The 26,208-nt window shown below is 48.5% G+C and carries 20 protein-coding genes; 9 read left to right on the top strand and 11 right to left on the bottom strand.

Annotated elements, in window-relative coordinates:
• Nucleotides 1-2 precede the first annotated feature (2 nt).
• Nucleotides 3-2,483 (top strand): nitrate reductase catalytic subunit NapA, encoded by a 2,481-nt coding sequence (gene napA, locus CLC91_RS02520; protein WP_095499928.1) that lies wholly within the window; start codon nucleotides 3-5, stop codon nucleotides 2,481-2,483.
• Between the two features lie 14 nt (nucleotides 2,484-2,497).
• A complete protein-coding gene (locus CLC91_RS02515) occupies nucleotides 2,498-2,917 on the top strand; it encodes a nitrate reductase cytochrome c-type subunit (protein ID WP_095497373.1) in 420 nt (139 codons plus the stop codon).
• Between the two features lie 60 nt (nucleotides 2,918-2,977).
• Here CLC91_RS02515 and CLC91_RS02510 read toward each other — a convergent pair whose 3' ends face one another.
• Together CLC91_RS02510 and CLC91_RS02505 are read right to left on the bottom strand one after the other, a co-directional pair.
• On the bottom strand, nucleotides 2,978-3,529 hold the full coding sequence (locus CLC91_RS02510) for a cytochrome P460 family protein (protein ID WP_158220676.1): 552 nt from the start codon (nucleotides 3,527-3,529) through the stop codon (nucleotides 2,978-2,980).
• A 39-nt stretch (nucleotides 3,530-3,568) separates the two neighbouring features.
• Nucleotides 3,569-4,306, bottom strand: a complete 738-nt coding sequence (locus CLC91_RS02505) for a ferredoxin--NADP reductase (RefSeq protein WP_095497371.1) — start codon at nucleotides 4,304-4,306, stop codon at nucleotides 3,569-3,571.
• Between the two features lie 130 nt (nucleotides 4,307-4,436).
• Here CLC91_RS02505 and CLC91_RS14890 point away from each other — a divergent pair, with 130 nt between their 5' ends.
• Nucleotides 4,437-5,216: a YbaY family lipoprotein gene (locus tag CLC91_RS14890; protein WP_158220675.1), complete on the top strand. Its 780-nt coding sequence runs from the start codon at nucleotides 4,437-4,439 to the stop codon at nucleotides 5,214-5,216.
• A 14-nt stretch (nucleotides 5,217-5,230) separates the two neighbouring features.
• Here the strand turns inward: CLC91_RS14890 and aroG are convergent, their stop codons facing one another.
• The 5 genes from aroG to prfB all read right to left on the bottom strand — a co-directional run bounded on the left by aroG (nucleotide 5,231) and on the right by prfB (nucleotide 11,695).
• A complete protein-coding gene (gene aroG / locus CLC91_RS02495; protein ID WP_095499927.1) occupies nucleotides 5,231-6,283 on the bottom strand; it encodes a 3-deoxy-7-phosphoheptulonate synthase AroG in 1,053 nt (350 codons plus the stop codon).
• A gap of 164 nt (nucleotides 6,284-6,447) precedes the next feature.
• Nucleotides 6,448-7,695 (bottom strand): dicarboxylate/amino acid:cation symporter, encoded by a 1,248-nt coding sequence (locus CLC91_RS02490; protein ID WP_095497369.1) that lies wholly within the window; start codon nucleotides 7,693-7,695, stop codon nucleotides 6,448-6,450.
• 348 nt (nucleotides 7,696-8,043) lie between these two features.
• Nucleotides 8,044-8,724, bottom strand: coding sequence for a hypothetical protein (locus CLC91_RS02485; RefSeq protein WP_095497368.1), 681 nt, complete (start codon nucleotides 8,722-8,724; stop codon nucleotides 8,044-8,046).
• Between the two features lie 354 nt (nucleotides 8,725-9,078).
• Nucleotides 9,079-10,563 carry a lysine--tRNA ligase gene (gene lysS, locus CLC91_RS02480; RefSeq protein ID WP_095497367.1) on the bottom strand — a complete coding sequence of 495 codons (1,485 nt, stop codon included), beginning with the start codon at nucleotides 10,561-10,563 and terminating at the stop codon, nucleotides 9,079-9,081.
• 33 nt (nucleotides 10,564-10,596) lie between these two features.
• Nucleotides 10,597-11,695, bottom strand: a protein-coding gene (prfB, locus tag CLC91_RS02475; protein WP_179287518.1) for a peptide chain release factor 2 whose coding sequence is annotated in 2 segments (ribosomal slippage) — nucleotides 10,597-11,619 and nucleotides 11,621-11,695 — 1,098 coding nt in all. Because the reading frame shifts where the segments join, the coding sequence is not laid out codon by codon here.
• 343 nt (nucleotides 11,696-12,038) lie between these two features.
• Here prfB and CLC91_RS02470 point away from each other — a divergent pair.
• Nucleotides 12,039-13,826 (top strand): aminopeptidase P family protein, encoded by a 1,788-nt coding sequence (locus CLC91_RS02470; RefSeq protein ID WP_095497366.1) that lies wholly within the window; start codon nucleotides 12,039-12,041, stop codon nucleotides 13,824-13,826.
• A 130-nt stretch (nucleotides 13,827-13,956) separates the two neighbouring features.
• A complete protein-coding gene (locus CLC91_RS02465; protein ID WP_095497365.1) occupies nucleotides 13,957-14,586 on the top strand; it encodes an energy transducer TonB in 630 nt (209 codons plus the stop codon).
• A gap of 19 nt (nucleotides 14,587-14,605) precedes the next feature.
• Here the strand turns inward: CLC91_RS02465 and recJ are convergent, their stop codons facing one another.
• The 4 genes from recJ to brnQ form a co-directional block, all read right to left on the bottom strand.
• Complete coding sequence (gene recJ, locus CLC91_RS02460; RefSeq protein WP_095497364.1) at nucleotides 14,606-16,330, bottom strand: single-stranded-DNA-specific exonuclease RecJ; 1,725 nt, start codon at nucleotides 16,328-16,330, stop codon at nucleotides 14,606-14,608.
• A 14-nt stretch (nucleotides 16,331-16,344) separates the two neighbouring features.
• Nucleotides 16,345-17,079: a bifunctional protein-disulfide isomerase/oxidoreductase DsbC gene (dsbC, locus tag CLC91_RS02455; RefSeq protein WP_095497363.1), complete on the bottom strand. Its 735-nt coding sequence runs from the start codon at nucleotides 17,077-17,079 to the stop codon at nucleotides 16,345-16,347.
• Between the two features lie 156 nt (nucleotides 17,080-17,235).
• Nucleotides 17,236-18,135 (bottom strand): site-specific tyrosine recombinase XerD, encoded by a 900-nt coding sequence (xerD, locus tag CLC91_RS02450; RefSeq protein ID WP_095499925.1) that lies wholly within the window; start codon nucleotides 18,133-18,135, stop codon nucleotides 17,236-17,238.
• A 15-nt stretch (nucleotides 18,136-18,150) separates the two neighbouring features.
• Nucleotides 18,151-19,434 carry a branched-chain amino acid transport system II carrier protein gene (gene brnQ / locus CLC91_RS02445; protein ID WP_095497361.1) on the bottom strand — a complete coding sequence of 428 codons (1,284 nt, stop codon included), beginning with the start codon at nucleotides 19,432-19,434 and terminating at the stop codon, nucleotides 18,151-18,153.
• 316 nt (nucleotides 19,435-19,750) lie between these two features.
• Between brnQ and CLC91_RS02440 the strand changes: the two genes are divergently transcribed.
• The 4 genes from CLC91_RS02440 (at nucleotide 19,751) to CLC91_RS02425 (ending at nucleotide 26,203) form a co-directional block, all read left to right on the top strand.
• Nucleotides 19,751-20,461, top strand: a complete 711-nt coding sequence (locus tag CLC91_RS02440; RefSeq protein WP_095497360.1) for a tRNA1(Val) (adenine(37)-N6)-methyltransferase — start codon at nucleotides 19,751-19,753, stop codon at nucleotides 20,459-20,461.
• Nucleotides 20,462-20,502: 41 nt separating this feature from the next.
• Nucleotides 20,503-21,726: an ATP-dependent RNA helicase SrmB gene (srmB, locus tag CLC91_RS02435; protein WP_095497359.1), complete on the top strand. Its 1,224-nt coding sequence runs from the start codon at nucleotides 20,503-20,505 to the stop codon at nucleotides 21,724-21,726.
• 144 nt (nucleotides 21,727-21,870) lie between these two features.
• Nucleotides 21,871-23,064 carry an efflux RND transporter periplasmic adaptor subunit gene (locus CLC91_RS02430; RefSeq protein WP_095497358.1) on the top strand — a complete coding sequence of 398 codons (1,194 nt, stop codon included), beginning with the start codon at nucleotides 21,871-21,873 and terminating at the stop codon, nucleotides 23,062-23,064.
• A gap of 1 nt (nucleotide 23,065) precedes the next feature.
• Nucleotides 23,066-26,203, top strand: coding sequence for an efflux RND transporter permease subunit (locus CLC91_RS02425; RefSeq protein WP_095497357.1), 3,138 nt, complete (start codon nucleotides 23,066-23,068; stop codon nucleotides 26,201-26,203).
• The last annotated feature ends 5 nt before the right edge of the window (nucleotides 26,204-26,208 follow it).

Here is a 26,208-nt window from a genome sequence, read left to right as displayed (position 1 = left end):
CCATGAGCATCAGTCGTCGTCAGTTCCTAAAGAGCAACGCCGTGGCCGCTGCTGCTACCGCTGCTGGAGTGAGTATTCCAGTGAAGGTACTAGCAGAGACCGACAGCCAAGACATCAAGTGGGATAAAGCCCCTTGTCGTTTTTGTGGTGTAGGTTGTAGTGTTCTTGTAGGTACTAAAAATGGCAAGGTGGTCGCAACTCAAGGCGATCATGAAAGCCCGGTTAACCATGGCTTGAACTGTATTAAAGGTTACTTCCTCGCCAAGATTATGTATGGCAAGGATCGCCTAGATTCACCGCTACTTCGCATGAAAGATGGCAAGTACGATAAAAACGGTGACTTTACCCCAGTATCTTGGGACACAGCCCTAGACACCATGGCCGCTAAGTGGAAAGAGTCTCTCGCTAAGAAAGGCCCAACGTCAGTAGGTATGTTTGGCTCTGGCCAATGGACTGTGTTTGAAGGCTACGCCGCTTCTAAGCTGCACAAAGCCGGCTTCTTGACCAACAACATTGACCCGAACGCTCGCCACTGTATGGCGTCGGCTGTGGGTGGTTTCATGCGTACCTTCGGTATCGATGAGCCTATGGGTTGTTATGATGACTTTGAAGCTGCGGATCATTTCGTGCTGTGGGGTTCAAACATGGCGGAAATGCACCCAATTTTGTGGGCGCGCCTGTCAGACCGTCGTCTAACCAACGATAAAAGCCGCGTGCACGTGCTTTCTACCTATGAGCACCGCTCCTTTGATCTGGCCGACAACGGCATGATCTTCAAGCCGCAAACCGACTTGATCATCCTAAACTTTATCGCCAATTACATCATCTCTAAGGGTGCGGTAAACGATGATTTCGTTAAGAATCACGTTAACTTTGCCGAAGGTACCACGGATATTGGTTACGGCTTGCGTCCGGATCACCCGCTTGAAAAGAAAGCAAAGAACCCAGGCAATGGTAAGAGCCAGAAAATTGATTTCGAACGTTACAAAGAATTCGTTAAGCCGTACACCCTAGAGTACGCTGCAAAAGAATCTGGTGTTCCTGCCGAGAAGCTCGAAGCACTGGCCAAAGCCTACGCCGATCCAAACATCAAGGTCATGAGCTTGTGGACCATGGGCATCAACCAACACGTTCGCGGCGTGTGGGCAAATAACATGCTTTACAACCTGCACTTGCTCACCGGTAAGATTTCAACCCCAGGCAACAGCCCATTCTCGCTAACGGGCCAACCATCGGCTTGTGGTACTGCTCGTGAAGTGGGTACCTTTGCTCACCGTTTACCTGCGGATATGGTGGTTGCGAATCCTAAGCACCGTGCTAAGACTGAGAAGCTGTGGCAACTACCAGAAGGGACTATCCCGCCAAAACCAGGTTATCACGCCGTTCTGCAAAGCCGTATGCTGAAAGATGGCAAGCTTAACTGTTATTGGACCATGTGTACCAACAACATGCAGGCCGGTCCAAACATCAACGACGAAATTCTACCGGGCTTCCGTAACCCTGAGAACTTTATTGTGGTGTCTGACCCATACCCAACGGTTACCGCCATGGCCGCCGACCTTATTTTACCAACCGCAATGTGGGTTGAGAAAGAAGGTGCTTATGGTAACGCTGAACGTCGTACTCAAATGTGGCATCAGCAAGTTAAGCCTGCTAAAGGCGCTCGCTCCGACTTATGGCAATTAGTTGAATTCTCCAAGCGCTTTAAAGTCAGCGAAGTTTGGCCTGCGGAGCTTGTAGCCAAGAAGCCTGAATACGCCGACAAGACCCTATACGACGTCCTGTTTGCCAACGGTGTTGTTGATAAATACCCAAGCAGCGACTGTAAAGGCGAAATGAATGATGAAGCGGATGCATTCGGCTTCTACCTACAAAAAGGTCTGTACGAAGAGTACGCCGAATTTGGCCGTGGTCATGGTCACGATTTAGCACCGTTTGACCGCTACCATGAAGTGCGTGGTTTGCGTTGGCCAGTAGTTGATGGTCAAGAAACCCAGTGGCGCTTTAAAGAAGGTTCGGATCCATACGCTAAGAAAGGCTCTGGCTGGGATTTCTACGGAAAACCAGACGGTAAAGCGGTTATCTTCGCGCTACCTTTTGAGCCAGCGGCAGAAGAGCCAAACGCCGAATACGATTTGTGGATGAGCACAGGCCGCGTATTGGAACACTGGCACACAGGTACCATGACCGCGCGTGTACCTCAATTGCACAAAGCGTATCCAGACGCACAAGTCTTTATGCATCCTCAAGATGCTAAAGATCGTGGCTTGGCCAATGGCGATGAAGTCTTAGTTGCATCACCTCGTGGTGAAGTGCGCACTCGCGTTGAAACCAAAGGCCGTAACAAGCCGCCTCAAGGCGTGGTATTTATGCCATTCTTTGATGCTCGCCAGCTGGTCAACAAGCTGTTACTCGACTGCACCGACCCGTTGTCGAAAGAAACCGACTTTAAGAAGTGCCCAGTTAAAATCAGTAAGGTTTAAGGCGGAGATATCACATGAAAAAACTAATGAGTGTAGTAGCAGTCGCCTTATTCCTAGGAGCCTGCTCTGGTCAATCGGCGCAAACCACTGCTGAGCCGGTAAACGTTAAATCGATTCACGGTGACTTAGCCATTTCTGAGTCACGTCCGGCTGAGCCTTTGGCCACCTTTCCTAAGCGCGGCAAAGCGATGGAGCGTGAATTTGTTCACCAACCGCCTTTGATGCCGCACAAGGAATACAGCATTACTGCGAAGAAAAACTCGTGTTTAAGCTGTCATGGTCCAGGCAAGAAAATGGCGCCAACGGTTCACGAAACTCACTTGAAGTCACCGACTGAGTTAAACATGCATTGGTACAACTGTAACCAATGTCACGTTCATCAGGCCGACAACAAAACAGAGTTGGTTGGTGGTAACACATACTCGTCTAACTAGATAAGTAAACGCCCACTAACGTAAAAAGCACTCCAAGGAGTGCTTTTTTTATGGCGAGCGTTATTGCTTGGGTACATTGATCAATTTGGGATATTGCTCTAAGTGCAGCCACTGCCAGTCTTTACGAGGCTCATGGCACGCTTGGCAAAATTGGCGATTGTCACTGATGTTGTCACCAGGCTCAGCATCAAACATGGCCCAGCCCCAACCTTCCCCCCAGTGAGGGTTGCCCGCAAAGCGACCTTTATTGTCTTTAATCATCACAAAGAAGACGTCATTGCCTTGTTGATGGTACACCAAGCCCGTTGTCATGGGTTGTTTTTCAACAAACTTAATGTCTTTGAAAAACACCGTGCCATCAAGCCACTCACCGGTTTTATTGAAGTGCTCAATGCTGAGCTTTTGAGTGTAAATGCCATTGAGGTTTTGTAACTGCTTACCATCGGCGAACACCGCTGTTGTCCCAAGGTGCACCAGGTCGGTCTGAAAATGAGTGGGAAAGCTAATGTTACCCTTATCATCAACGAGTTGAGCGTAACTTTGTTTAGGATCGCTAATGTCCATTGCATAACAAGGCATTGACAGCAACAGTAATGCGGCAAGTAATTTCATGTCTATCTCCATTCTTCACTGGCCGCATACGAGCGTAGCTTACCAATACTTTTCTACAGTAATCTGCCCCGGTTTGCGACGAAGGTTTTTCTCAAGTCCCATGGACTTTAGTAATTCGACGGTTTCGCTGATCATATCAGGGTTACCGCACAGCATCACTTGGCTGTTCAAAGGCGAAATGCTGCAGTTCAATTGTTGCTGTAATGTCTCACTGGCTAACGCCTGTGGAATACGCTGCTGAATGTTGCCATTAAAGTTCTCTCGAGTAATTAACGGCTGCCACGCAAATTGCTCGCTATGATGAGCGGCAATTTCATCTAGGTGGGCTTTGTAAGCTAGATCCTCTTGAAAACGAGCGCCATAGGCCAAACGGATATTTTTGTACTTACGCCAAACTTCTTGCCCCAACAGCATGGATATAAATGGCCCAACGGCAGTGCCGGTAGCAAGCATCCACAAATTGTCCGCTGCGGGTACCTCATCCAGTACCAAGAAGCCGGCGGCCTTGCTGCTCACTTCTATTTCGTCACCGCTTTCTAGACGATGCAATTGCGGCGACAACTGGCCATCTTCAACGGTAACCGCCAGCACTTCTAAATGGCGAGCATTCTCGGCATTAACCAGCGAGTAAGCTCTGGCCACTCGCTTGTCATTGGCATATTGGCTGAGCTTTATAAACTGGCCCGCTTTAAAGTCTCCAATATCGGCGTCAATGACTAAGGTGAAGAGTTTCTCGTTCCAATCGATTCGTTTTATTATTTTTCCGGTGACCCACATAAGATTTCCTCGCGTTTGTTACTTCCAGCATACTGCGAAAGATTCATTTTGCGAACTTCTTTGTCGGTTAAGGGTCGAAATCAACAACGAAAACCAAAACCTAATGATGTCCCTTTATCAAGGAGTTAGCATGAAAGCAGGCCTTGTGGCTCGCCTTACCGCGGTATTTGTAACTGTATTCGCCCTAAGCGCTTGTTCTAATGGAGAACAGGCCTCTGAAGGAGAGTCTGCCAGCCAAACGGTCAAAGGCGAGGTCTGGTATCGCGAGAAAATCGCACTTCCTGACGATGCTCTGGTGCACGTTTATTTGGAAGACGTCTCGCTTGCCGACGCACCTGCAGAGGTTATCGCGCAGAAACTGATTAGCGCCTCCAAAGCACCGCCGTATTCATTCGAATTTGTTGTACCTAAAGAGCAGTTCAAGCCCAATCACCGCTATGCATTGCGAGCTCGGATCGAGCATAAAGGTAAACTGCTGTTCACCAACGATGAGTTCATCGACGCATTATCTTCAGACGATGGCCATCGAAACGTATTAGTCAAAAAAGTGGTTCGTGCTCAGCCTAAGTTGCAAAACACTCGCTGGAAACTGGTTCACGTTGCCGGTGAGAAACTGCAACTGGGGGAACAAGAACGACCCGCTTATTTTTCTCTAAATGAAGAAAACGCGTCGGTTTCCGGATTTAATGGCTGCAATGGTTTTAACTCTACATACACCCTTAAAGGTACTGATATTCAATTTGGGATGTTTGCAGCGACCATGAAAATGTGCGCCCAAGGCAGCGATTTAGAAGCTCAAATGATGTCGATTCTTGGTAATGCTAAACGCTATCAAATAAAAGGCCCACAGTTGAGCTTGCTGAACGAGCAAGGTCAAACCATAGGCCGATTTGTAGCGGTTAGTCCATAAATAACGGGTGGCGGTTATTTTCTGCGTTGACTAACCGCTTCTGCCAACTGTGCCAGTACCGCTTCGGTATCTGGCCAACCAATGCACGCATCTGTGACACTTTGGCCGTATGCTAAGTGCTGGCCTTCAACAAGATCTTGACGACCTTCTTCAAGGTTACTTTCAATCATGACACCAAATATGTTGTCCTCGCCCTGTTGCAGTTGCTGGCATACATTGTCGGCAACCGTGAGTTGCTTCTTGAATTTCTTTTCGCTGTTAGCATGACTGAAGTCAATCATGATGTTGGGCGTAAGCTTCGCGTCGGTTAACTGAGCCGATATCTCTTGTACGTGCTCGCCACTGTAGTTCGGTGATTGGCCGCCGCGTAAAATGATGTGGCAATGCTCATTCCCCTTTGTCGCAACAATCGCGGAATGTCCGTACTTGGTCACCGATAAGAAGTGGTGAGGTGCACTGGCCGAGCCGATGGCGTCGATGGCAATTTTTATGGTGCCATCGGTGCCATTTTTAAAGCCAACTGGGCAAGATAATCCTGAGGCGAGTTCGCGGTGAACCTGAGACTCGGTTGTGCGTGCGCCAATGGCTCCCCAACACATGAAGTCCGCCACGTATTGTGGGGTTATCATGTCTAAAAACTCACCCGCTGTTGGTAGACCGCGATCGTTAATGTCCAGCAACAGCTTACGAGCAATGCGCAAACCGTCATTCAATTGAAAGCTATTATCCATGTAAGGGTCATTAATAAGCCCTTTCCAACCGACGGTAGTGCGAGGCTTTTCAAAATACACTCGCATGACAATTTCTAATTGCTCTTTGTGCTGCTCACGCAGCTTCACCAGCCGATTCGCGTATTCGAGCGCCGCTTGTGGATCGTGGATTGAACAGGGTCCAATGACCACCAATAGGCGGTCATCTTCTCGAGCTAGAATCTTTTGAATCGCGTCGCGGGATCCAAGAACCGTGTTTACTGCTTGCTCGGTGGCTGGAAATTTTTCCGTTACCGCTATGGGCGGCAACAATTCTTTAATTCGGTCGATGCGTATATCGTGAGTCTTGGCTGGCATGACGAGTCTTCTTGTGTGTTATTAATGCGAATGATTCAATTTACTTACAATCGCAACACTGTGCAAATACAAACAAGATCTAGTTGAAAGATTTTACGTAAAAATACTAGCTTAAAGTAAAAAGCGGCCATAAAGGCCGCTTTTCATATGTTTTCAGCTCGGATTCAACTGAGGTTAGAAGAAGTCTGAGCCAGAGCTTCCTCACTGCGATCTACAATGGTGACCACCGCACTATCGCCAACAACGTTTGCGGAGGTAACGAACATATCAATAATGCGATCCAGTGCTGCAACCAAAGCAAAAGCTTCAATCGGTAGACCCATTTGGTGAATCAAGACACCAATCATAACCATACCGCCACCTGGAACACCACCAGCGCCCACTGACAATAGGAATACAAAGAAGGCCAATGACGCTAAATGCTCAAAACCAATGGGTGCTCCAAAGGCGTTTCCACAAAAGACCGCAGCAATCGTAATGTAAATAGACACTCCGCCCATATTCATAGTGGCGCCCAACGGCACCCCAAATCCGGCAACAGCGGGCTTTACGTTGAGTTTATCGGTTAAAGTTCTCATGGTAACTGGAATGGTCGCATTTGAGCTGGCGGTGGACAGTGAAAATAGGAACTGCTCGCGCGTTTTACGTCGGAATTCACTCGCGCTAACGTTTGTCATTGCGCCCACTACACTTGGGTACACCACAAAAATCCAAAGTATCAATAAGCTAATAATGAGCCCAATGTACCCCAGCACGCTGGCGTAGGTTGACGAATCTAGGGTAGCGCCTAAGTTCACCATCAAGGCAAATACGCCAATCGGTGCAAGGTACATGACTACAGTGATCATCTTAATCATGATCATGTTGCCTTGAGAGAAAAACTTTTTGGCAGGCTCACCATGTTCACCGAGTGACTTAATGACACCACCGGTTAACAAGGACATAAAAATGATTTGCAGCATATTTCCTTGCGCAAAGGCCTCAACCGGGTTGTCTGGAATAATACCAACAATAAGCTGGATGATATTAGGCAGCTCGGTTGCAGCGATTTCGGTGGAAGCCATCGCGGTCAGATCCAAACCTCGACCCGGTTGCAGTACCATGGCAATGATCAACGCTACGGTTATCGCAATCAGAGTGTTGATGATGTAAAAAGCAAAGGTTTTAGTGCCAAGTCGGCCAAAGGCTGATAGGTCTTTTAATTGGCAAATTCCGCTCACAATACTGAAGAAGACCAAAGGCACAACCAACAGCTTAATAAGCGAAACAAACATGGTGCCAACGGCATTGGCAATGTCCACTAAGGTACCGCTAAAGAAGCCAATGTCTGCTAGTAGGTATTGAATCACCGTGCCGATTAATAAGCCGGCAAATAACCCGGTGAAGATTTTACTCGATAAGGATTTAAACATGTCTTGCCTTAATGTGTGAATGGGGAAATGCTTCTTTATTGAAGTCTTTGAGTGGTAATCATACTGAGCCAGCTGTCATAAAAACTCAACTCGGAAGTTTTGATCTGATTCACATTAAAGTCTAGACAAAATGAGATCTAGATCTCATAAAACACTGTGTTAACAGGCCTAACCAAAGCCTTTATACAAATTATGAACATTTCATCAATAATAGCATTATTAAGTCCAGTAACACACAAACATACCTCATCTAATCGCGCCCAGCAGCAAGAGTATAATGAATCAGTGTTATTTTTTACCCATTAAAAAGCCCCACATTAGCGGGGCTAACACACGCGCGAGTGGCGGTTACTTAATCCAATAACTCAAACCAAACAGCGCTTTATCTTCTGGCTTATTACCGGCAACAAGGCCGGCATCGGTTGTATGCATCATCCGCACGAAAGGCGTTAATCCTGTGCCCGTATTTAAGTTCACTTGAAACTCAGCACTGTTCCAATGACGACGGTTTTCTCTAGCCGCTATTACATCATTGTCTTGCTGATGAGCGAAAACGTCATAACTCACTGAAATCATGCCAAAATCGTACCCAGCACCAATGCGTGCGCGTTGCACCTCATCAAACTTATGATTCATCTTCTTCGTCGATGCGCTGTAAGGTTCCGCCAATTCCTGCTCTTTCGAGCCAGAAGTATAGCGATACTCAGCACGGACAAAGGCGTTATCTAGAAAGCTGTATTTGGCTCCCAACTGAGCGCGACCTTTATCATCGCCCCCGTTTACCGCGCCAATAAACGCAGCGTGAGGCGTAATGCTTAAGCCTGGAATTAAAACATCTTCAAAACTATAGCCTGCACCAATTTCATGATAACCAATATCAGAATCGGTCTCGTAATAAACATTGGCATTGCCAAAGCTCTTTCCAACAAGCAATTCCGCTGCCTTGAAGTTTTGGTCGCCCGAGTTTTGAGCCTGCGCGTTCATCGCACCTAGGCTAGCGAGAAGTGCTAACGCCATTAACTTTTTCATGTGAGTCTCAACTTTATCTATTCCGTGTAATCAGCCCTCTGCTGATTAACATGGCATTAGTTTAAAGAAAGAAGACTGTATAGCCTTTGAATTCCCTTCCTCAGACACACTTCATCCAGTCACCCACCAATAAGCGTAACAAACTGAGTTAATTGACTTTTTAAAGCAAGACCAGATATCAAAGAGGAACAATAATGAACAGCTGCCGTGCAAAGAGTTATCCACAGCTTCCCGCCATGGGGACGTACCCTTTTTGGTGGGGACGTACCCCACCTGCAAAAGGGTACGTCCCCTGTGGATAACTGCTACAAAAAAGCCGGCAATGATGCCGGCTTTGTCTGGGTGCGAGAATGCTTAGCTTTGTTGCGGGCGCATCGCTGGGAACAGGATAACGTCGCGAATGGTATGGCTGTTAGTGAACAGCATCACTAAGCGGTCGATGCCAATACCTTGACCCGCTGTTGGTGGCAATCCGTGCTCAAGCGCTGTGATGTAATCACCGTCGTAGAACATGGCTTCATCGTCACCGGCATCTTTTTGCTCCACTTGCTCTTTAAAGCGGTTGTCCTGATCTTCGGCGTCATTAAGCTCCGAGAAACCGTTAGCGATTTCACGACCACCCACAAAGAACTCGAATCGATCCGTGATGAATGGGTTATCATCGTTACGGCGAGCCAGCGGTGAGACTTCCGCGGGATATTCGGTAATAAAGGTTGGTTGCATCAGTTTGTGTTCAACCGTCTCTTCAAAGATTTCAGTGATGACTTTACCTAAGCCCCATGACTTTTCAACTTCAATGCCAAGCCCCTTAGCTACTTCGCTGGCCGCTTCTAGCGTTTCCAGCTGGGCCGCGTCAACACTTGGGTTGTATTGCAGTACCGAGTCTTTCATCGAAATGCGGGCATACTTAGCGCCAAAGTCGAACTGCTCTTCACCGTAATCTAAAACGCTGGCACCCAGTACTTCTTCGGTAATGGTTTTTAGCATTTCTTCGGTAAGGTCCATCAAATCGTTGTAATCGGCATAGGCCCAGTAGAATTCCATCATGGTGAATTCTGGGTTATGGCGTGGCGATAAACCTTCGTTACGGAAGTTGCGGTTAATTTCGAAAACGCGTTCGAAGCCACCAACAACCAAGCGCTTCAAATACAACTCAGGGGCGATACGCAAAAACATCTCTTGATCCAGCGCATTATGATGAGTCACAAATGGACGCGCTGAGGCACCGCCAGGAATAACTTGCATCATAGGCGTTTCCACTTCCATAAAGTCGCGGTTCGCCATGAAATTACGGATTGCGTTTACAATCTTAGAGCGCACTTTAAAGGTGTTGCGACTGTCTTCGTTCATGATCAAATCGACGTAACGTTGACGATAACGCTGCTCTTGGTCAGTTAGCCCATGAAACTTCTCAGGCAAAGGGCGCAGTGCCTTTGTTAGCAATTGATGATTGTCCATATTCACGTACAAATCACCTTTACCTGACTTACACAGCTCCCCGGCCACTCCGATGATGTCACCAATGTCGAGACCGCCAATGGTTTTCAGCTCTTTTTGAACTTCTTTAGGCGCATACGCCTGAATGCGACCACTGCCGTCTTGTAAAACCAAAAATGGCCCGCGCTTGGCCATAATACGACCGGCAACGCTCACTTGGTTGTTTTGCTCCACCAATTCTTCTTTAGTGAATTGGCCGAACTCTTGTTGCAAATCGTCGGCTAAATGCTCTCGTTTAAAGTCATTTGGATGGCCATTGGCTTTACAGGTTTGGCGAATCTTTTCTAACTTACTGCGGCGTTCAGCAATGAGTTTGTTTTCGTCTTGAATTTGGTCTGTCATGTTGCTCTCTTTAAAGTTGCGACTGTAAAACGCTTATAGCCCAGATTTCAGGCTGGCCTCGATGAATCGGTCTAAATCGCCATCAAGCACCGCAGTAGTATTGCGATTCTCAACGCCGGTTCGTAAATCTTTTATACGGCTGTCATCCAGCACATAGGAACGAATCTGACTGCCCCAGCCAATGTCTGACTTAGCATCTTCAGAGGCCTGTTTTTCTTCGTTCTGTTTTTGAATTTCTAATTCGTACAACTTAGCTTTAAGTTGTTTCATTGCGGTGTCTTTGTTCTTATGCTGCGAACGATCGTTTTGACACTGCACAACGGTATTTGTGGGTAAGTGCGTAATACGTACCGCTGACTCGGTTTTATTCACGTGCTGACCACCAGCACCTGAGGCGCGGTAAACGTCGATTCGCAAATCCGCCGGATTAATATCCACTTCAATGGAGTCATCAATTTCTGGAAACACGAATACCGAGGCAAACGAGGTATGACGACGGCCACCAGAATCAAACGGTGACTTACGCACTAAGCGATGCACCCCGGTTTCGGTTCTTAACCAACCAAAGCCGTATTCGCCGCTGAACTTGATGGTGGCGCTCTTAATTCCTGCCACGTCACCGTCTGAGACTTCCATGAGCTCAGTCTTAAAGTCGTGTGCCTCGCCCCAACGCAAGTACATGCGCAGCAGCATGCTGGCCCAGTCTTGCGCTTCGGTACCGCCAGAGCCGGCTTGAATGTCTAAGTAACAATCGTTGCCGTCTTGCGCTCCGGAAAACATACGACGAAACTCTAATTCCGCCAACCGCCCTTCCAGAGTTTGCAGCTCCTGCTCGGCGTCGGCGAATGTTTCTTCATCCGACTCTTCCACAGCAAGCTCTAGTAAGCCTTCAACGTCTTCGAGGCCTGAATCCATGTCGTCAATGGTCTTAACCACGGCCTCAAGAGCACTGCGCTCTTTGCCTAAAGCTTGTGCTCTATCGGGCTCATTCCAGATTTCAGGTTGTTCAAGTTCTCGGGAAACCTCTTCTAAACGCTCACTTTTGGCGTCGTAGTCAAAGGTACCCCCGAAGAAGCCCGGTGCGTTCCGACAGCTCCTTAATCTTGTTTACGACTGGATTTACTTCAAACATGGACTCAGCTTTCTCTTACTTGGTTGGCAATCCGTTTTTAGACGATTGCACGTTGCCATTCATTCAAACCGGACATTTTACATTATGTAACGCTATAAACCTATAGCCCGTGATTGAAATGTGGGCCATCTCTATGAATTGTAACGGGCTTGTGTGCTTGAAATTATTCGATTTTGTTTGGTGGCGCAAGGTGAAGCTAAAAGAGTCACCTTAGAACACAGCTTGCACCTTGCTATTTTCTAAAACCAGCGCTAGATTGAGGCGATTACTCGATACCTTATTTGACTTTCAACGTGTTAATTCTAATACCCGCCACCAACCGTTACCCTGTTAAGGAATTATGATGTCACACACTATTGCCAATCGATTAGCTGCCATTCGTGAAGTCATGGCGCAGCAGCAAATCGACGCCTTTATCATCCCTAGAGCCGACGAATATTTGGGTGAATATGTGCCTGAGCACAACGAGCGATTGTTGTGGATAAGCGATTTTACCGGCTCTGCCGGGCACGTTGTGGTTTTGGCCGAAGACGCGGCCATATTTGTTGATGGCCGTTATACCGTGCAAGTTCGTCAACAAGTAGACGGTGACCTTTTTAGCTATCAATCCTTGACCGACGACCCGTTAGCTCCTTGGCTGGCAGACAAACTCGCCCAAGGCGCTAAAGTGGGTTTTGATGCTCGCCTGCACACGCTTGCTTGGCAGCAAGCCACGTCTGCACAGCTGGCTAAATCAGGCATTCAATTAACGCAAACCGCGGTTAACCCCGTCGACCAGGTATGGCAACAACGACCGGCGGCTCCCAGCCAACCTATCTTTTGCTTTAGCGACGAACTCGCGGGTGCCACCAGCCTTGCTAAGCGCCGCCAAATAGCCACAATAGTGGCGGATAACAACGCCGATATGGCGCTCATTACAGCGTTGGATTCCATTGCTTGGCTGTTAAACCTTCGCAGCCGCAACATACCACGACTACCGGCTCTATTAGGCAGTGCATTGCTAAGCAGCGACGGCTCTATGCAAGTATTTTTAGATGTGAGTCTACTGGAAGACGGCGTAGCCGAGCACGTTGGAGACGGCGTTGAATTCAAGCCTGAGGCAGATTTTGCCCAAGCGCTACAACAGCTCAATGGGGTACGACTATTAGCCGACTCAAATACCAGCAACGCCTGGAGTCAGCTCACTGCACGCGAAGCCGGAGCTGAACTGGTTGAAGGTAGCGATCCGGTTGCCATACCCAAAGCACAGAAAAATGCTGTGGAGCTTGAAGGCATGCGCCAAGCCCATCTTCGTGACGGGGCCGCCGTCAGTCGTTTCTTAGCATGGTTAGATGAGCAAGTGGAGGCCGGTCAACTCCATGATGAAGGTCAGCTCGCGGACAAATTGGCCAGCTTTCGCGAACCTTTACCACACTATCAAGAGCCCAGCTTCGACACCATTTCTGCCGCCGGTTCCAATGCCGCCATGTGTCACTACAATCACCTAAACGGTACACCAGCCACCCTCCCCATGAACAGCTTGTACTTAGTGGATTCCGGTGGTCAATATCTGGATGGCACCACCGACGTGACCCGCACGGTTGCTATCGGTCAGGTCAGCGCTGAGCAAAAACAGCGTGTGACCCTAGTGCTTAAAGGCCACATCGCGTTAGATCAAGCCAAGTTCCCACGGGGCACCAGTGGTCAACAGTTAGACGCTTTGGCGCGTATGCCGTTGTGGCAACAAGGTTTGGACTATGACCACGGCACAGGCCATGGCGTGGGCCACTTTTTAAGTGTCCACGAAGGACCGCAACGAATTGCCAAAAACGCCAACTCGGTGCCGCTGCTTGAAGGAATGGTGGTGTCCAACGAACCGGGCTATTATCAAGATGGCGATTATGGTATCCGTCTAGAAAACCTAGTAGCGGTGCGTAAGGCTCGATCGTTAGCCAACAGCGAGCGCAACATGCTGGAGTTTGAAGCCCTTACCTTAATTCCGTTCGATGTTCGCTTAATTGAAGTAAGCATGCTGACCGATAGCGAGCGACAATGGCTAAATAGCTACCACCAATTGGTGTTGGAAAAAATCGGCCCGCAGCTGCAAGGCAGCGACTTAGCCTGGCTTAAACAAGCTACCCGTCCCATTTAATGAGTCCCTCTATTTAATCAACACGTAACTAATGAGGCTTAACTGACTGTTCGCAGTTAAGCCTTTAGCGCTCGACTATAGTTCCCCTCTACTATACTTTAGCTACTTATAGCTGGCTGAGGTGGTTAGTGTGCGAATCGTCATTTCGTTATTGATAGCGACCATCATTACCTTTGCCTTGTTTGTGTTCATGGCCAGCCTCATTAGCGGTGGTGCTAAGCGAGCTGCGTTGAAACAAGGTATCTCCCCAACCATCATCATCTCAATGGAGCTTAAGGATAGCGAAACCCAATTCAAGCACCGCCAAAAACTACCACCGCCAAAGCCATTAAAGTCACCGTCTCGTCCAGAAATAGAGGTGCCTGCCGTTACCATCGATCCCATTTCCAGCCCAACGATAATTGCCATGAGCAACGACCTAGGTCGAGACATCAGTCATCGTCTAGGGGGATTAAAAGCCGATACCTACTATCACGGCAATAGTCATGCGACGCCACTGGTACGAATAGAGCCTCGTTACCCCATACCGGCGGCAAGAGAGAAGATTCAAGGCTGGGTGCAATTAGGATTTAGCATCGATATTGACGGCAGCGTGAGTGACATTTTCGTGGTGGCTGCAGAGCCGCAAGGGGTGTTTGAACAGGCCGCCATAAGCGCCTTACAGAAATGGCGCTATCAGCCTGAATACTCAGACGGTAAAGCCATTAAACAAAAGGGCAAAGTGGTGCAATTAGATTTTCGGCTCAGCAGTCGCTGGTAATATCGCGAAGCACAGGTAACTAGAGTTTTTCCAATTGCTGAACCATCATTTGCACGCTTTGATGACCGCGAAACTCATTGACGTCTAAACGATAAACGACCCGCACCTGCGACACTCGAGCGTCTGGCCAGTGTTCAACATCTATGTTAAAGGCAATACCATCCACATCGAGTTGGCCGCAATGGCTTCGCAATACCAGTTTGAGGTGACGCTCGCCAACGATGCGTTGACTGACTATGTAAAACTCGCCATCGAATACCGGCTCTGGGAACGCCTGCCCCCAAGGACCGCATTCACGAATCGCTTGGGCATTAGCAAGCGTAATGTCAGCAGCGCTAAGCTCACCATCACTTAAGATCTCACCGGTAAGTATTGACTCGTCAATGTTGTCTTGTATGCCGGTTAAGTAGGCTTGTTGAAATTGAGCCAAATCGTGCTTGGCGATGGTTAACCCTGCAGCCATGGCATGGCCACCAAACTTAATCAGCATGCCAGGGTGACGGCTATTAATCAGCTCGAGCAAGTCGCGCATATGCAAACCAGGAATCGAGCGCGCCGAGCCCTTAATAGTGTGCTCATCGCCATCGGCAAAAGCGATAACAGGGCGGTGGTAGCGCTCTTTTAATCGAGACGCGAGGATGCCAATAACACCTTGGTGCCAACTGTCATCGTATAAGGCTAATCCCCACGGCAAATTGTCATCCCCAAATTGCAGCGAGTGTAAATGAGCCAGAGCATCCTGTTGCATGTCTTGCTCCAGTGCTCGACGCTCTTGATTGAGCAAGTCGAGCTGCGCCGCCATGCGTTTTGCTTGATGCGCATCGTCACACAACAGCAACTCAACCCCTAGGGCCATTTCATCCAGTCGTCCAGCGGCATTCAGCCGAGGTGCTACCGCGAAAGCAAAGTCGCTGGCCACCGTTGCTTGAGGTCGGCGTTTGCCTAGGGTTAATAGTTCCAATATGCCCGGACGACAGCGACCGCTGCGCACTCGCGCCAACCCCGCTTTGACCAAAATGCGATTATTGGAGTCTAAACTCACTAAATCCGCAACCGTGCCCAAAGCAACAATATCCAGCAGTTCAGCCAAGTTAGGCATGGGTTGTTGCATGGTAAACCAGCCACTTTGCTTAAGCTTTGCTCGAATCGCAGACATTAAATAGAAAGCCACACCGCATCCCGCCAATGCTTTGCTGGCAAACGGGCAACCGTGTTGATTAGGGTTAACGATGGCGTTGGCTTGCGGCAAGGCATCTCCCGGCAAATGGTGGTCGGTAACTACCACATCAATGCCGAGCGCCCGAGCGGCAGCAACACCCGAAATGGACGAAATGCCATTATCTACGGTAATCAGCAATTGCGCGTGCTGCTGGTGCGCCAAAGTAACCAACTCTGGGCTTAAACCGTAGCCATAGTCGAATCGATTGGGAATCAAAAAGTCGACATTGTTCGCCCCCATGCGCTTCAGTGCCAGCATACAAACCGCGGTAGAGGTGGCGCCATCGGCGTCAAAATCGCCAACAATTAGAATACGTTTTTGCTGAACAATAGCCTCAGTAACAATGGCTGCGGCCTCAGACAGCCCCAGCATGGTATGCGGCGACAGCAGGTTTGCCAACGCCAAGCTTTCATCCTCACTGGTGACCCCTCTGCGGGCCAACAACTGGCGAATAAGCGCATTAGGCTGAGCAAGATGGCCGTCGTCCACGTGCGGGCGACGGCGTATGGCGTGAAGTTGGGCCACAGGCTTAGCTGAACTTAAAGATTGCGAGATTTAAGGGTGTTCAATAGACGTTGCGGTGGAATGTAGCCTGGAACCATTTGCCCATTAGCTAATACCATCGCTGGTGTTCCAGTAACCCCGAAGGTTTGACCCAGTTGATACTGACCAGCAATATCTGCCTTACAGGTTGCGCGGTTAACATCAACGCCAGCTTTTGCCTTGGTCATGGCTTCTTTTTGATCAGCGGAGCACCAAACATCTCGAAGTTTATCGAAGCTGTCAGAATTGAGTCCACCGCGAGGAAAGGCCAAGTACTGAATCGTTATGCCTAAATCGTTGTATTCCGCAATTTGATTGTGCAATTTACGACAGTAGCCACAGGTAATATCGGTAAATACTGTGATGACGTATTGCTCGTCTTTGGCTTTAAAAACAATCATGTCGTCTTTAAATGACGCCAGTTTATCCAGTCGAATTTTCGACATGGTTTGTTCAGTAAGGTTAGTCATATCGGACAACTGATACACTTGCCCAAAAAACATTTTAGAACCGTCTTTAGTGACGTATAAAATACCGCGATCGGTGACCGCTTCTAAAAGCTCATCGGTGGGACCTTGCGAAACCGAGTCAACCGACACCTGCAACTTGTCTTGCAGCAGTTTTTTAATCGCCTGTTGACTGTCGGTAGCTTGCGCAGCCATGCTTGAGGCGGCCATAAACGGTGCGATCAGCAAAGTAACTGCGGCTAACCAAGAACTTCTTCTAAACATCCTACTTCCTATTTAACGTTTTTTGAGGCTTGCAAGGGCTGCGAGGGCCTCTCATGTCATCGTACGATACGCTGAACTATGGTGTTTGGTTTAACTTTGGCAATAGAACTTAACCACAAGTTCCCGTTAAAGCAAATGCCAATGAACTTTTTTTAGCTAACCTCGCGGATGGTGTTGCTGGTGCAAGGCTTGTAAACGCGCTTTGGCAACGTGTGTGTAAATTTGGGTGGTGGATAAATCACTGTGACCAAGCAGCATCTGCACCACCCGCAGATCGGCGCCATGATTCAGTAAATGAGTCGCGAACGCATGGCGTAACGTGTGTGGCGACAAATGACAGCGAATGCCTGCTCGCTCCGCGTAAAGCTTGATTCGATGCCAAAAGGTTTGTCGTGTCATGTATTGGCCGCGTTGCGACGGAAACACCGCATCACTGACTTTAGTACCCAGTAGCACTGCTCTTGAACCCGCCAAATAATCGGTAATCGCCTGTTGGGCTGCTTCACCAATGGGCACTAACCGTTCTTTGTCGCCTTTACCCGTTACTCGCACCAAGCCCTGCCGTAAACTTAATTGTTCCAAGCTCAGGTTCACCAACTCCGAAACCCGTAAACCACTGGCGTATAGCAGTTCCAGCATGGCTTGGTCTCTGTGCTCTATTGGGAGCTCAATATCGGGCTCTGCCAACAGCTGTTCCACTTGCGATTGAGACAAACTGTCTGGCAGCTTGCGTTGTAATTTAGGTGCTTGAATCAGTGCGGTGGGGTTATAAGACATAGCCCCTAAACTCACTTGATAGCCATAATAGCGCTTAAGGGCACTGATGGCTCGGGCGGTAGAGTTTGCTTTTAATTGCTGCTGATGCCTGAAGTTGAGGTAGTCTTGCAGCCACTCGCTTTGGGCGTTTTGCAAGCTACCTCGGTGGGCAATGAATTGAGCGAAGTGGGTTAAATCACGACGATAGGCCGCGGTGGTGTTTTCGCTCAGCCCTTGCTGCAACCAAAGATGTTGAATGAATTGCTCGATGTAAATTCTAGAGTCATCAATGGTTGCCAAATCAAGGTACCGAACTTATTGCTGTGGCTTTTGTTTTAACAGCGTGAACACAAATACAACGATTAAGGTCGGGATAACCCAGCCCATGGATACGTCGCTGAGGTGCTGTACAAACGACATATCAACGCCAGCCGCTTTCAAACCATCAATCGCGCCGTAACATAAGGCGAAACTGAATACGACGCGGTGAGCGGTTTTCGGATCCGCAAACTTGTCGCGCATCAAGGTCACGATAACCAAGGCTACCGCCACGGGATATACCGACACTAAAATAGGCACACTGATAGCAATCAATTGGGTTAAGCCAACGTTAGCGACGATGGCGCAAATGACCGAGAAAACCACCACAAGGGTTTTGTATTGCAACTTTTCAAAGGTACTAGAAAAATAATCAGAACAGGCACTAATAAGACCCACAGCCGTGGTTAAACAGGCCAAGGTCACCACCGCTGCCAACATGATGGAGCCGGTCGACCCGAAAACGTGTTCAACGTAGGCACTTAAGATAATGCCACCGTTTTCAGCGCCTGGAGCCAATAAAGCCGCTTTAGAGCCCAGCACAAATAAAGGCACATAAACCGCAGCTAATCCAATGGCAGCGATAATCGCCGCAATCACCAGATAATGGTTTTGCTGTTTTACTTCAGTAATGCCTTTTTTGCGCAATACGTCGATGATCAAGATACCAAAGACCATAGAAGCCAGTGCGTCCATGGTGTTATAACCTTCAAGCACACCAGCAACCATGGCGTTGTCCGCCCAGCTGCCTGTTGGCGCTAGAGGCGCTGCACCATCAAAGGTTGCAACCGAAAGTGACAAGGTAATGAGCAGTAAAATAAGCAGTGGCGTGAGCACTTTACCCACAGTATCCAGCAACTTGCCAGGGTACAGTGACAACACCATAGCAACCACAAAAAATGCCGAGGTGTACAGCGCTTGCGTCGTGGCATTGGTTTCACCAAAGAAAGGCTTAAAGCCAATCTCATAAGCCACTAAGCTGGTTCTTGGCGCAGCGAATGCTGGCCCAATAATGATGAAAATGGCGGAGGTTACGATAATCGCAATGGTGGTTGGCAGTAGGCCCATTAAGGTGCCGTTGCCTTTAGCTACCGCGAACAGAGTCACCAAAGGCAAGCCCACTGCGGTAAGCAAAAAGCCCAACATGGCTAACGGCATGGCTTCACCACTGAGCAAACCCGCTAACGGTGGAAAAATAAGGTTACCGGCGCCTAAGAAGAAGGCGAATGTCATAAAACCTAACCCTAGAGTATCGGTTAACGAAAGTTGGTTCTGCTGCAAAATAAGCTCCGCTTGAGGATCATCGCACCGCTCACTTGCAAGTCTTGTATCGGCGGCGGTCTTTAAATTAAATGTTTAACGCTCAGAAATAACAAAGTTAGCCGCCTTATTCAAGCTTCAAGGAGGCAGCGAGTGCGAATCAAGCAAGGTTTCAACGTTACGTTAACGCGCAATTTACTCGTTAACCTTGCCATTACACAACGCAGACCTCTTGCTTGATATATAGCTCCGAAAATGAGTCTGCAAACTGAACGGTATATCCGCGACGACTTTGATATGATCCAATCTTCAATGTCGCTTGCAACGAGGAGAGCCGGTGGGTTTTCAATTCAAACAATTCACTATCGACGATAAAGGCTGCGGCATGCCGGTTTCTACCGACGGTGTGTTACTGGGGGCATGGGCCGACGTCAGCCAAGCTCAACGCGTATTAGACTTAGGTTGTGGCAGTGGGCTGTTGTCGCTGATGTGCGCCCAGCGCAGTAACGCGGAGATCCAAGCCATCGACATTGACCAAGGCGCCATCAACGCCACCACCGCCAATATTAGCGCTAGCCCTTGGCCCGAGCGGGTTCAATGTCAGCTTATTTCGGCGCAGTCCTTAGCTGCTACCCATCAGTCGTTTGACCACATTATTTGCAATCCACCCTATTTCCAAAGCGGCCTTAAAAGCCAACAATCGGCTCGAGCTACGGCCCGTCACAGCGACAGCTTGCCCTTTGCAGAGCTTGCCAAGGCCATCAGTCAATTGCTGGCGCAAACGGGAAAAGTCAGTGTGATCGTTCCTACCGATGCACAGCCTCACTTAACAAAGCATTTTTCAACAGTGGGGTTACAACTTACGGCTCAAGTGGCCGTGTCCAGTGTTACGACCAAAAACCCACAACGACAGCTGCTGCAATTTATGCATAAAGCGTCATCAGCCCTCACTCAACCGCTCAAAAGCGAGCTGACTATCACGGATCCGTCAGGAAATTACACTTTAGACTTCATTAAGTTAACCAAATCCTTCTACCTCAAGTTATAATTGGCGAATTAATGTCATTATTGCTTATTGGAAACCACTAAATGTCTTTTGATCATTTGCTATTAGACCAACGCTTGTTGGCATCGCTAAAAAGAATGGAACACGAAAAGCCGACCACAATTCAAGAGTCGGTGTTGCCGTTAGCGATGGATCAGCGCGACATTCTAGCCTCGGCTCCAACTGGTACGGGTAAAACAGCGGCGTTTTTGCTTCCCATGATCCAGCACTTGCTGGACTTTCCAAGGCGCGCACCAGGGCCCGCACGGGCCTTAATCCTAACCCCTACCCGCGAATTGGCAGCGCAAATTCATCAATACGCTAGCCACTTAGCAACCGATTGCGATCTTAACATTGGCATTATCACCGGCGGGCAAGACTATATTCCGCAGTTAGCCAAACTGAAAAAGAACATGGACATACTGGTGGCTACGCCGGGTCGCTTGGTTGAGTACATAGCCAATGAAGACTTCGTGCTGGACAAGCTGGAATTACTGGTTATTGACGAAGCCGATCGCATGCTGGACATGGGCTTTAGAAATACCGTCATCGACATAGCTACCGCCGCTCTTAATCGCCAACAAACCATGCTGTTTTCAGCAACCTTAGACAGCCCTGGCGTTGAAGCCTTTGCCGACAAAGTGCTTAACGAGCCGGAGCGCTTACAAGCCAAGCCCCCTCGCAGAGAAAGCCAAAAAATTCACCAGTGGGTCCACATTGCTGATGACGCTCAACACAAGTTCAAGCTATTGCTTCATTGGTTGCAACAACCCGAAGTGAGCCGAGCCATTGTCTTCGTTAAAAAGCGTGAAACCGTTGCAGAATTAGAAGGCAAGCTACAATCACAAGGCATAACCGCGGCTTTTTTACGCGGCGATATGGAACAAAGAGATCGATTCCGTGCCTTGTCTCGTTTAGTGAAGGGCGAAGTTAACGTGCTCATAGCTACAGACGTTGCAGCTCGTGGGATTGATGTTGATGACGTCAGCCACGTGATCAACTACGACATGCCTCGCAAGGCCGATATCTATGTACATCGTATCGGTCGTACAGGGCGTGCAGGAGCGAAAGGCACCGCCATTTCTTTGGTGGAAGCGCACGACGTTGCAGTACTGCCTAAAATTGAGCGATTTACCGAACAACAGCTGAAGCGACGCATCATTAAAGAGCTTCGTCCTAAGCACAAAGAAGCAAAGCCGCCAACAAAGAAAAAGGTTAAGAAGAAAGGCTCGAAAAAGCCGAAAGCCAAAACAAAGGCTAAAAAATAATACAAACGCTCACGCTTGATTACAGACATTGAGCACGGTGTTGGCGCTACAGTTTCTTACAAAATAACACAAATAAACTGAGGAAATAGCGCCATCATCTGATACAGTATTTGGCGTACTCAGATAGGAATTACGAGACCGGATATGCCACTACTCATAAGAAGAAGTCTGCCCTTTATCATTGTTATCGTGTTCTTCGCTTTGGCCGCTGTTTTAGTGGCCTCCAAAGAACAGCCTAAGGTTGAACCTAAAGTTGCAACCGTACCCATCATTGAGGTCGCCGAAGTTAAGCTGCGGAATATTCATTTTAATATCAACAGCTACGGTACCGTAAAACCTAAAATCCAAACCCAATTAGTTGCCGAAGTCAGTGGCCGCTTAGTAGAAGTGTCGGACAACTTTGTTGCGGGTGCTATGGTTCAAAAAGGCGATATTCTGGCCCGGCTAGAACCGGCAGATTATCAAGCAGACCTAATGCAAGCGCAGGCGTCTCTAGCTCAAGCGAAAGCGCGCCTAGAAGAGGAAATTGCGCAAGGACAAGTGGCCAAGGAAAACTGGCGCGGTGTGACCTCTCAGGTGCCCACCGAATTGGCGTTGCGCAAACCACAACTTAAACAAGAACAAGCCAACGTTAAGTTCGCCGAAGCTGCTCTAGCCCGAGCACAGCGCAACCTTGAGCGCACCATCATTCGCGCACCATTCGACGGTTTGGTGAAAGCCCGCTCTGTGGATCTGGGCCAGTTCATTAACACAGGTGTTAACTTAGGTCGTCTGTATGACACCCGCATTGCTGAAATTCGTTTGCCGCTAACCAGCGACGAGTTAGCCTACCTAGAGTCCATGTCTAACCCAGACACCAGCGTTACCTTAACCACAGAGTTGGCTGGCCTCGAGCGCCAATGGAATGCCAAAATTACGCGCAGTGAAGGCGTTATCGATGAAGAGAATCGCATGGTGTACTTGGTGGCTGATTTGCAAGACCCGTATTTACGCCTAAACCCGAATAGCCACGAAGCACCACTTAAGTTTGGCAGTTTTGTCACAGCCCAAATTAAGGGGCGTCCGCTTAACAACGTAGCCATCGTGCCTCGTCACTTGGTGAAAAAAGGTCGAATTGCCACCATTAACGGCAACAACGAAGTAGAATTTAAAAACGTACGAGTTGCTCGAGCGGATCTGGATAGCATATACATCGATGAAGGCCTACAAAACGGCGACCGCATCGCCAAGACGGTGTTAAACGTCATGGAAGATGGCATGAAGGTAGAAGTGCTTGGAGAATCACAACCCGAAGCGCAATCTAAGTCCACTCAGATAGCCGCCAAAGGAACTCAGTAACATGGATACCAATAAGGGCATTATTGCTTGGTTTGCGCGTAACAGCGTTGCCGCTAACCTGTTAATGATCATCCTGTTGGTGGGTGGGCTGTTTGGTGCTCTCACCATCAATAAAGAAGTCTTCCCAAGCTTTGAGCTGAACCTTGTTAGAGTATCAGTGGCTTATCCTGGCGCTGCGCCACAGGAGATCGAAGAAGGCATTACCATTAAAATCGAAGAGCAAATTAAAGACATAGAAGGCATCAAAAAGATAACTTCAGTCGCTCAAGAAGGTTTCGGTAGTGTCACCGTTGAAGTTGAAAATGAGTACACGCCTAAAGATGTACTCGATGAAATGAAGCTGCGAATTGACGCCATTTCTACCTTCCCAGACAGCATTGAAAAGCCTCGCATATTTCAAATAAAACCTAAGTCCAACGTAATGTGGATGTCGGTTTACGGCGATTTGTCGCGCCCGGAAATGAAAGAGTTGGCCAAACAACTTAGAGACGAGGTTACCTCGCTTCCCGGTGTTACCAACACCGATTTATGGGGTGCTCGTCCGTATGAAATTGCCATCGAAGTTTCGGAAGACCGTCTTAGAGAATACAACATAAGCTTCGAGCAAGTGGCTCAGGCTGTGCGTAAGAGTTCGCTGGATTTGCCCGGTGGCTCAATCAAAGCTCAAGCTGGCGATATTTTATTGCGCACTAAAGGACAAGCCTATTACGGCGAAGATTTCGAATCGATAGTGGTAAAAACACGGCCAGACGGCAGTCGCATTATGCTTACCGACTTGGCTACAGTGCGCGATGACTTTGAAGAGGGTTTGGCATACACCCGCTTTAACGGTAAGCCTGCGGTTACCATACAAATTAACAGCGTTGATGATCAAAACGCATTAGAGATCAGTCGCCAGGTTAATGCGTTCATTGAAAAGCGCCGAGATACCCTACCCACCGGAGCTCAGTTAGATATTTGGTTAGACTTAACCCACTACCTGTCCGGTCGACTTAACATGATGTTGTCGAATATGGCCGGAGGGGCACTGCTGGTGTTTTGCGTATTGGCCTTATTCCTTCAAGTACGCTTGGCATTTTGGGTGATGGTGGGATTGCCGGTGTGTTTCTTAGGGGCGGTGTTCTTGATGCCCACCTCGTTCATTGGCCTGTCAATTAACCTACTCAGCTTATTCGGCTTCATTCTAGTGCTGGGTATCGTGGTGGACGATGCCATTGTTATTGGCGAGAGTGCCTACACCTCAATAGAACGAGAAGGCCACTCGGTAGACAGTGTTGTGCGTGGCGCTCAACGCGTGGCTATGCCCGCTACCTTTGGGGTTTTAACCACCATAGCTGCCTTCTTGCCAATGATCATGGTTTCCGGCCCTATGGGCAACATTTGGAAGTCCATCGGCATGGTGGTGATCCTCTGCCTCATATTCTCCATCATTGAATCCAAATTAATATTACCGGCTCACCTTGCTCACATGAAGGTGCCAAAGAAAAAGCCAATCGAGCAACAAAACTGGTTTGTGCGGAAGAAGATAGCCTTTAACGCCGGCTTCCAAACGTTCGTTCAAACACGCTATCGCAGTTTCATCGACCTGTGTTTGCGCTATCGCTATATCTGCTTGTCACTGTTTATCGGTGTACTGATTTTGTCCATTGGCCTGATTCAAAGCGGCAAAGTGCGTTGGGTATTTTTCCCCGACATCCCACAAGATTTCATTCAAGTGGAATTGGAAATGGATGAAGGCAGTTCAGAAGACAACACCTTGGTAGCCGTTAAGCAGGTTGAGCAAGCACTGTTTCGTATGAACGAAAAGTTAGGGCAACAGCTCCCTAATGATCCGGTGAAACACACCATGATCGACATGTCTTCTCGCACCAGTGCCTTCATGTTTGTCGAATTGTACAAAATGGAAGACTTAGGCATTACCGGTACAGACGTTGCTAATGCGTGGCGAGATGAGTTGCCAGATATTGCCGGGCTCAAGAAAATCAATATTCGCAGCAGCGGCAACGATAACGGTGGTGCCATTTCGTTTAGATTGGTGTCGCAAGATCCAGAACAGTTAGCCCGCGCTTCCGATGAGTTAAAGCAACGCCTGCGCGACTATACTGGCGTGTTTGACGTATCCGACAACTACTCATCGGGCTCCGATGAAATTCGCTTAAATATTCTGCCTCAGGGCGAGGCATTGGGTATTACCTTAAGCGATTTAGCCCAGCAAGTAAGGTATGCCTTCTACGGGTACGAAGCTCAGCGTATTTTGCGAAATAAAGAAGAAGTGAAAGTCATGGTGCGCTACCCCATTGAGCAGCGCCGCACCATTGGTCACCTTGAGAACATGCGCATTCGAACGCCCCAAGGTCAACTGGTACCGTTTTCCTATGTGGCCGAAATTGAACAATCCGAGTCATTAGCCGCCATTATCCGAGTGGATGGTCAACGCGCCATTACCATTAACGCTAATGCCGACAAGGCGGTGGTAGAGCCGGGTAAAGTCACTTCTGACGTTCTTAAGAATATTATTCCGCAGTTGCAACAAAAGTACCCGGCGGTTAACACCCAACTCGACGGCAGCAGTGCTGATGAACAAGATGCCATGGTGTCCTTGCTTCAAGGCGCGTTCTTCGCCCTGTTTACCATTTATGCCTTGATGGCCATTCCGCTGAAGTCCTACAGTCAGCCGCTGATCATTATGTCGGTGATCCCGTTTGGAATCATTGGCGCGGTGGTAGGCCATTTAGTGCTGGGATTGGATATCAGCATTCTTAGCCTCATGGGCATTGTGGCACTCGCTGGAGTGGTAGTGAACGACTCCTTGATATTGGTCGACTTTGTCAATAAGGCGCGCCTTGAGGGCCTGTCCATTAAAGATGCAGCGATTAATTCCGGATGTGAGCGTTTTCGTGCGATTGTGCTGACCTCGTTAACCACCTTCTTTGGCTTATTGCCCATCATGTTCGAAACCAGCCTTCAGGCTCAAATCGTCATCCCGATGGCAACCTCATTAGCCTTCGGTATTTTGTTCTCGACGGTTGTGACTCTGATTCTAATTCCAATTCTGTACTTGGCATTAGATGATGTTAAGCGGCTGCTGAGATGGTGGTGGCAACCCAGTTCCTATCGGGAAGCGCAAAAAAATAGCTAAAACGA

Source organism: Paraferrimonas haliotis, assembly GCF_002282895.1.
GTDB classification, from domain to species: domain Bacteria; phylum Pseudomonadota; class Gammaproteobacteria; order Enterobacterales; family Shewanellaceae; genus Paraferrimonas; species Paraferrimonas haliotis.
The sequence above is the reverse complement of the archived record's forward strand: the minus strand, read 5'-3'. Positions and strand labels throughout refer to the sequence as shown.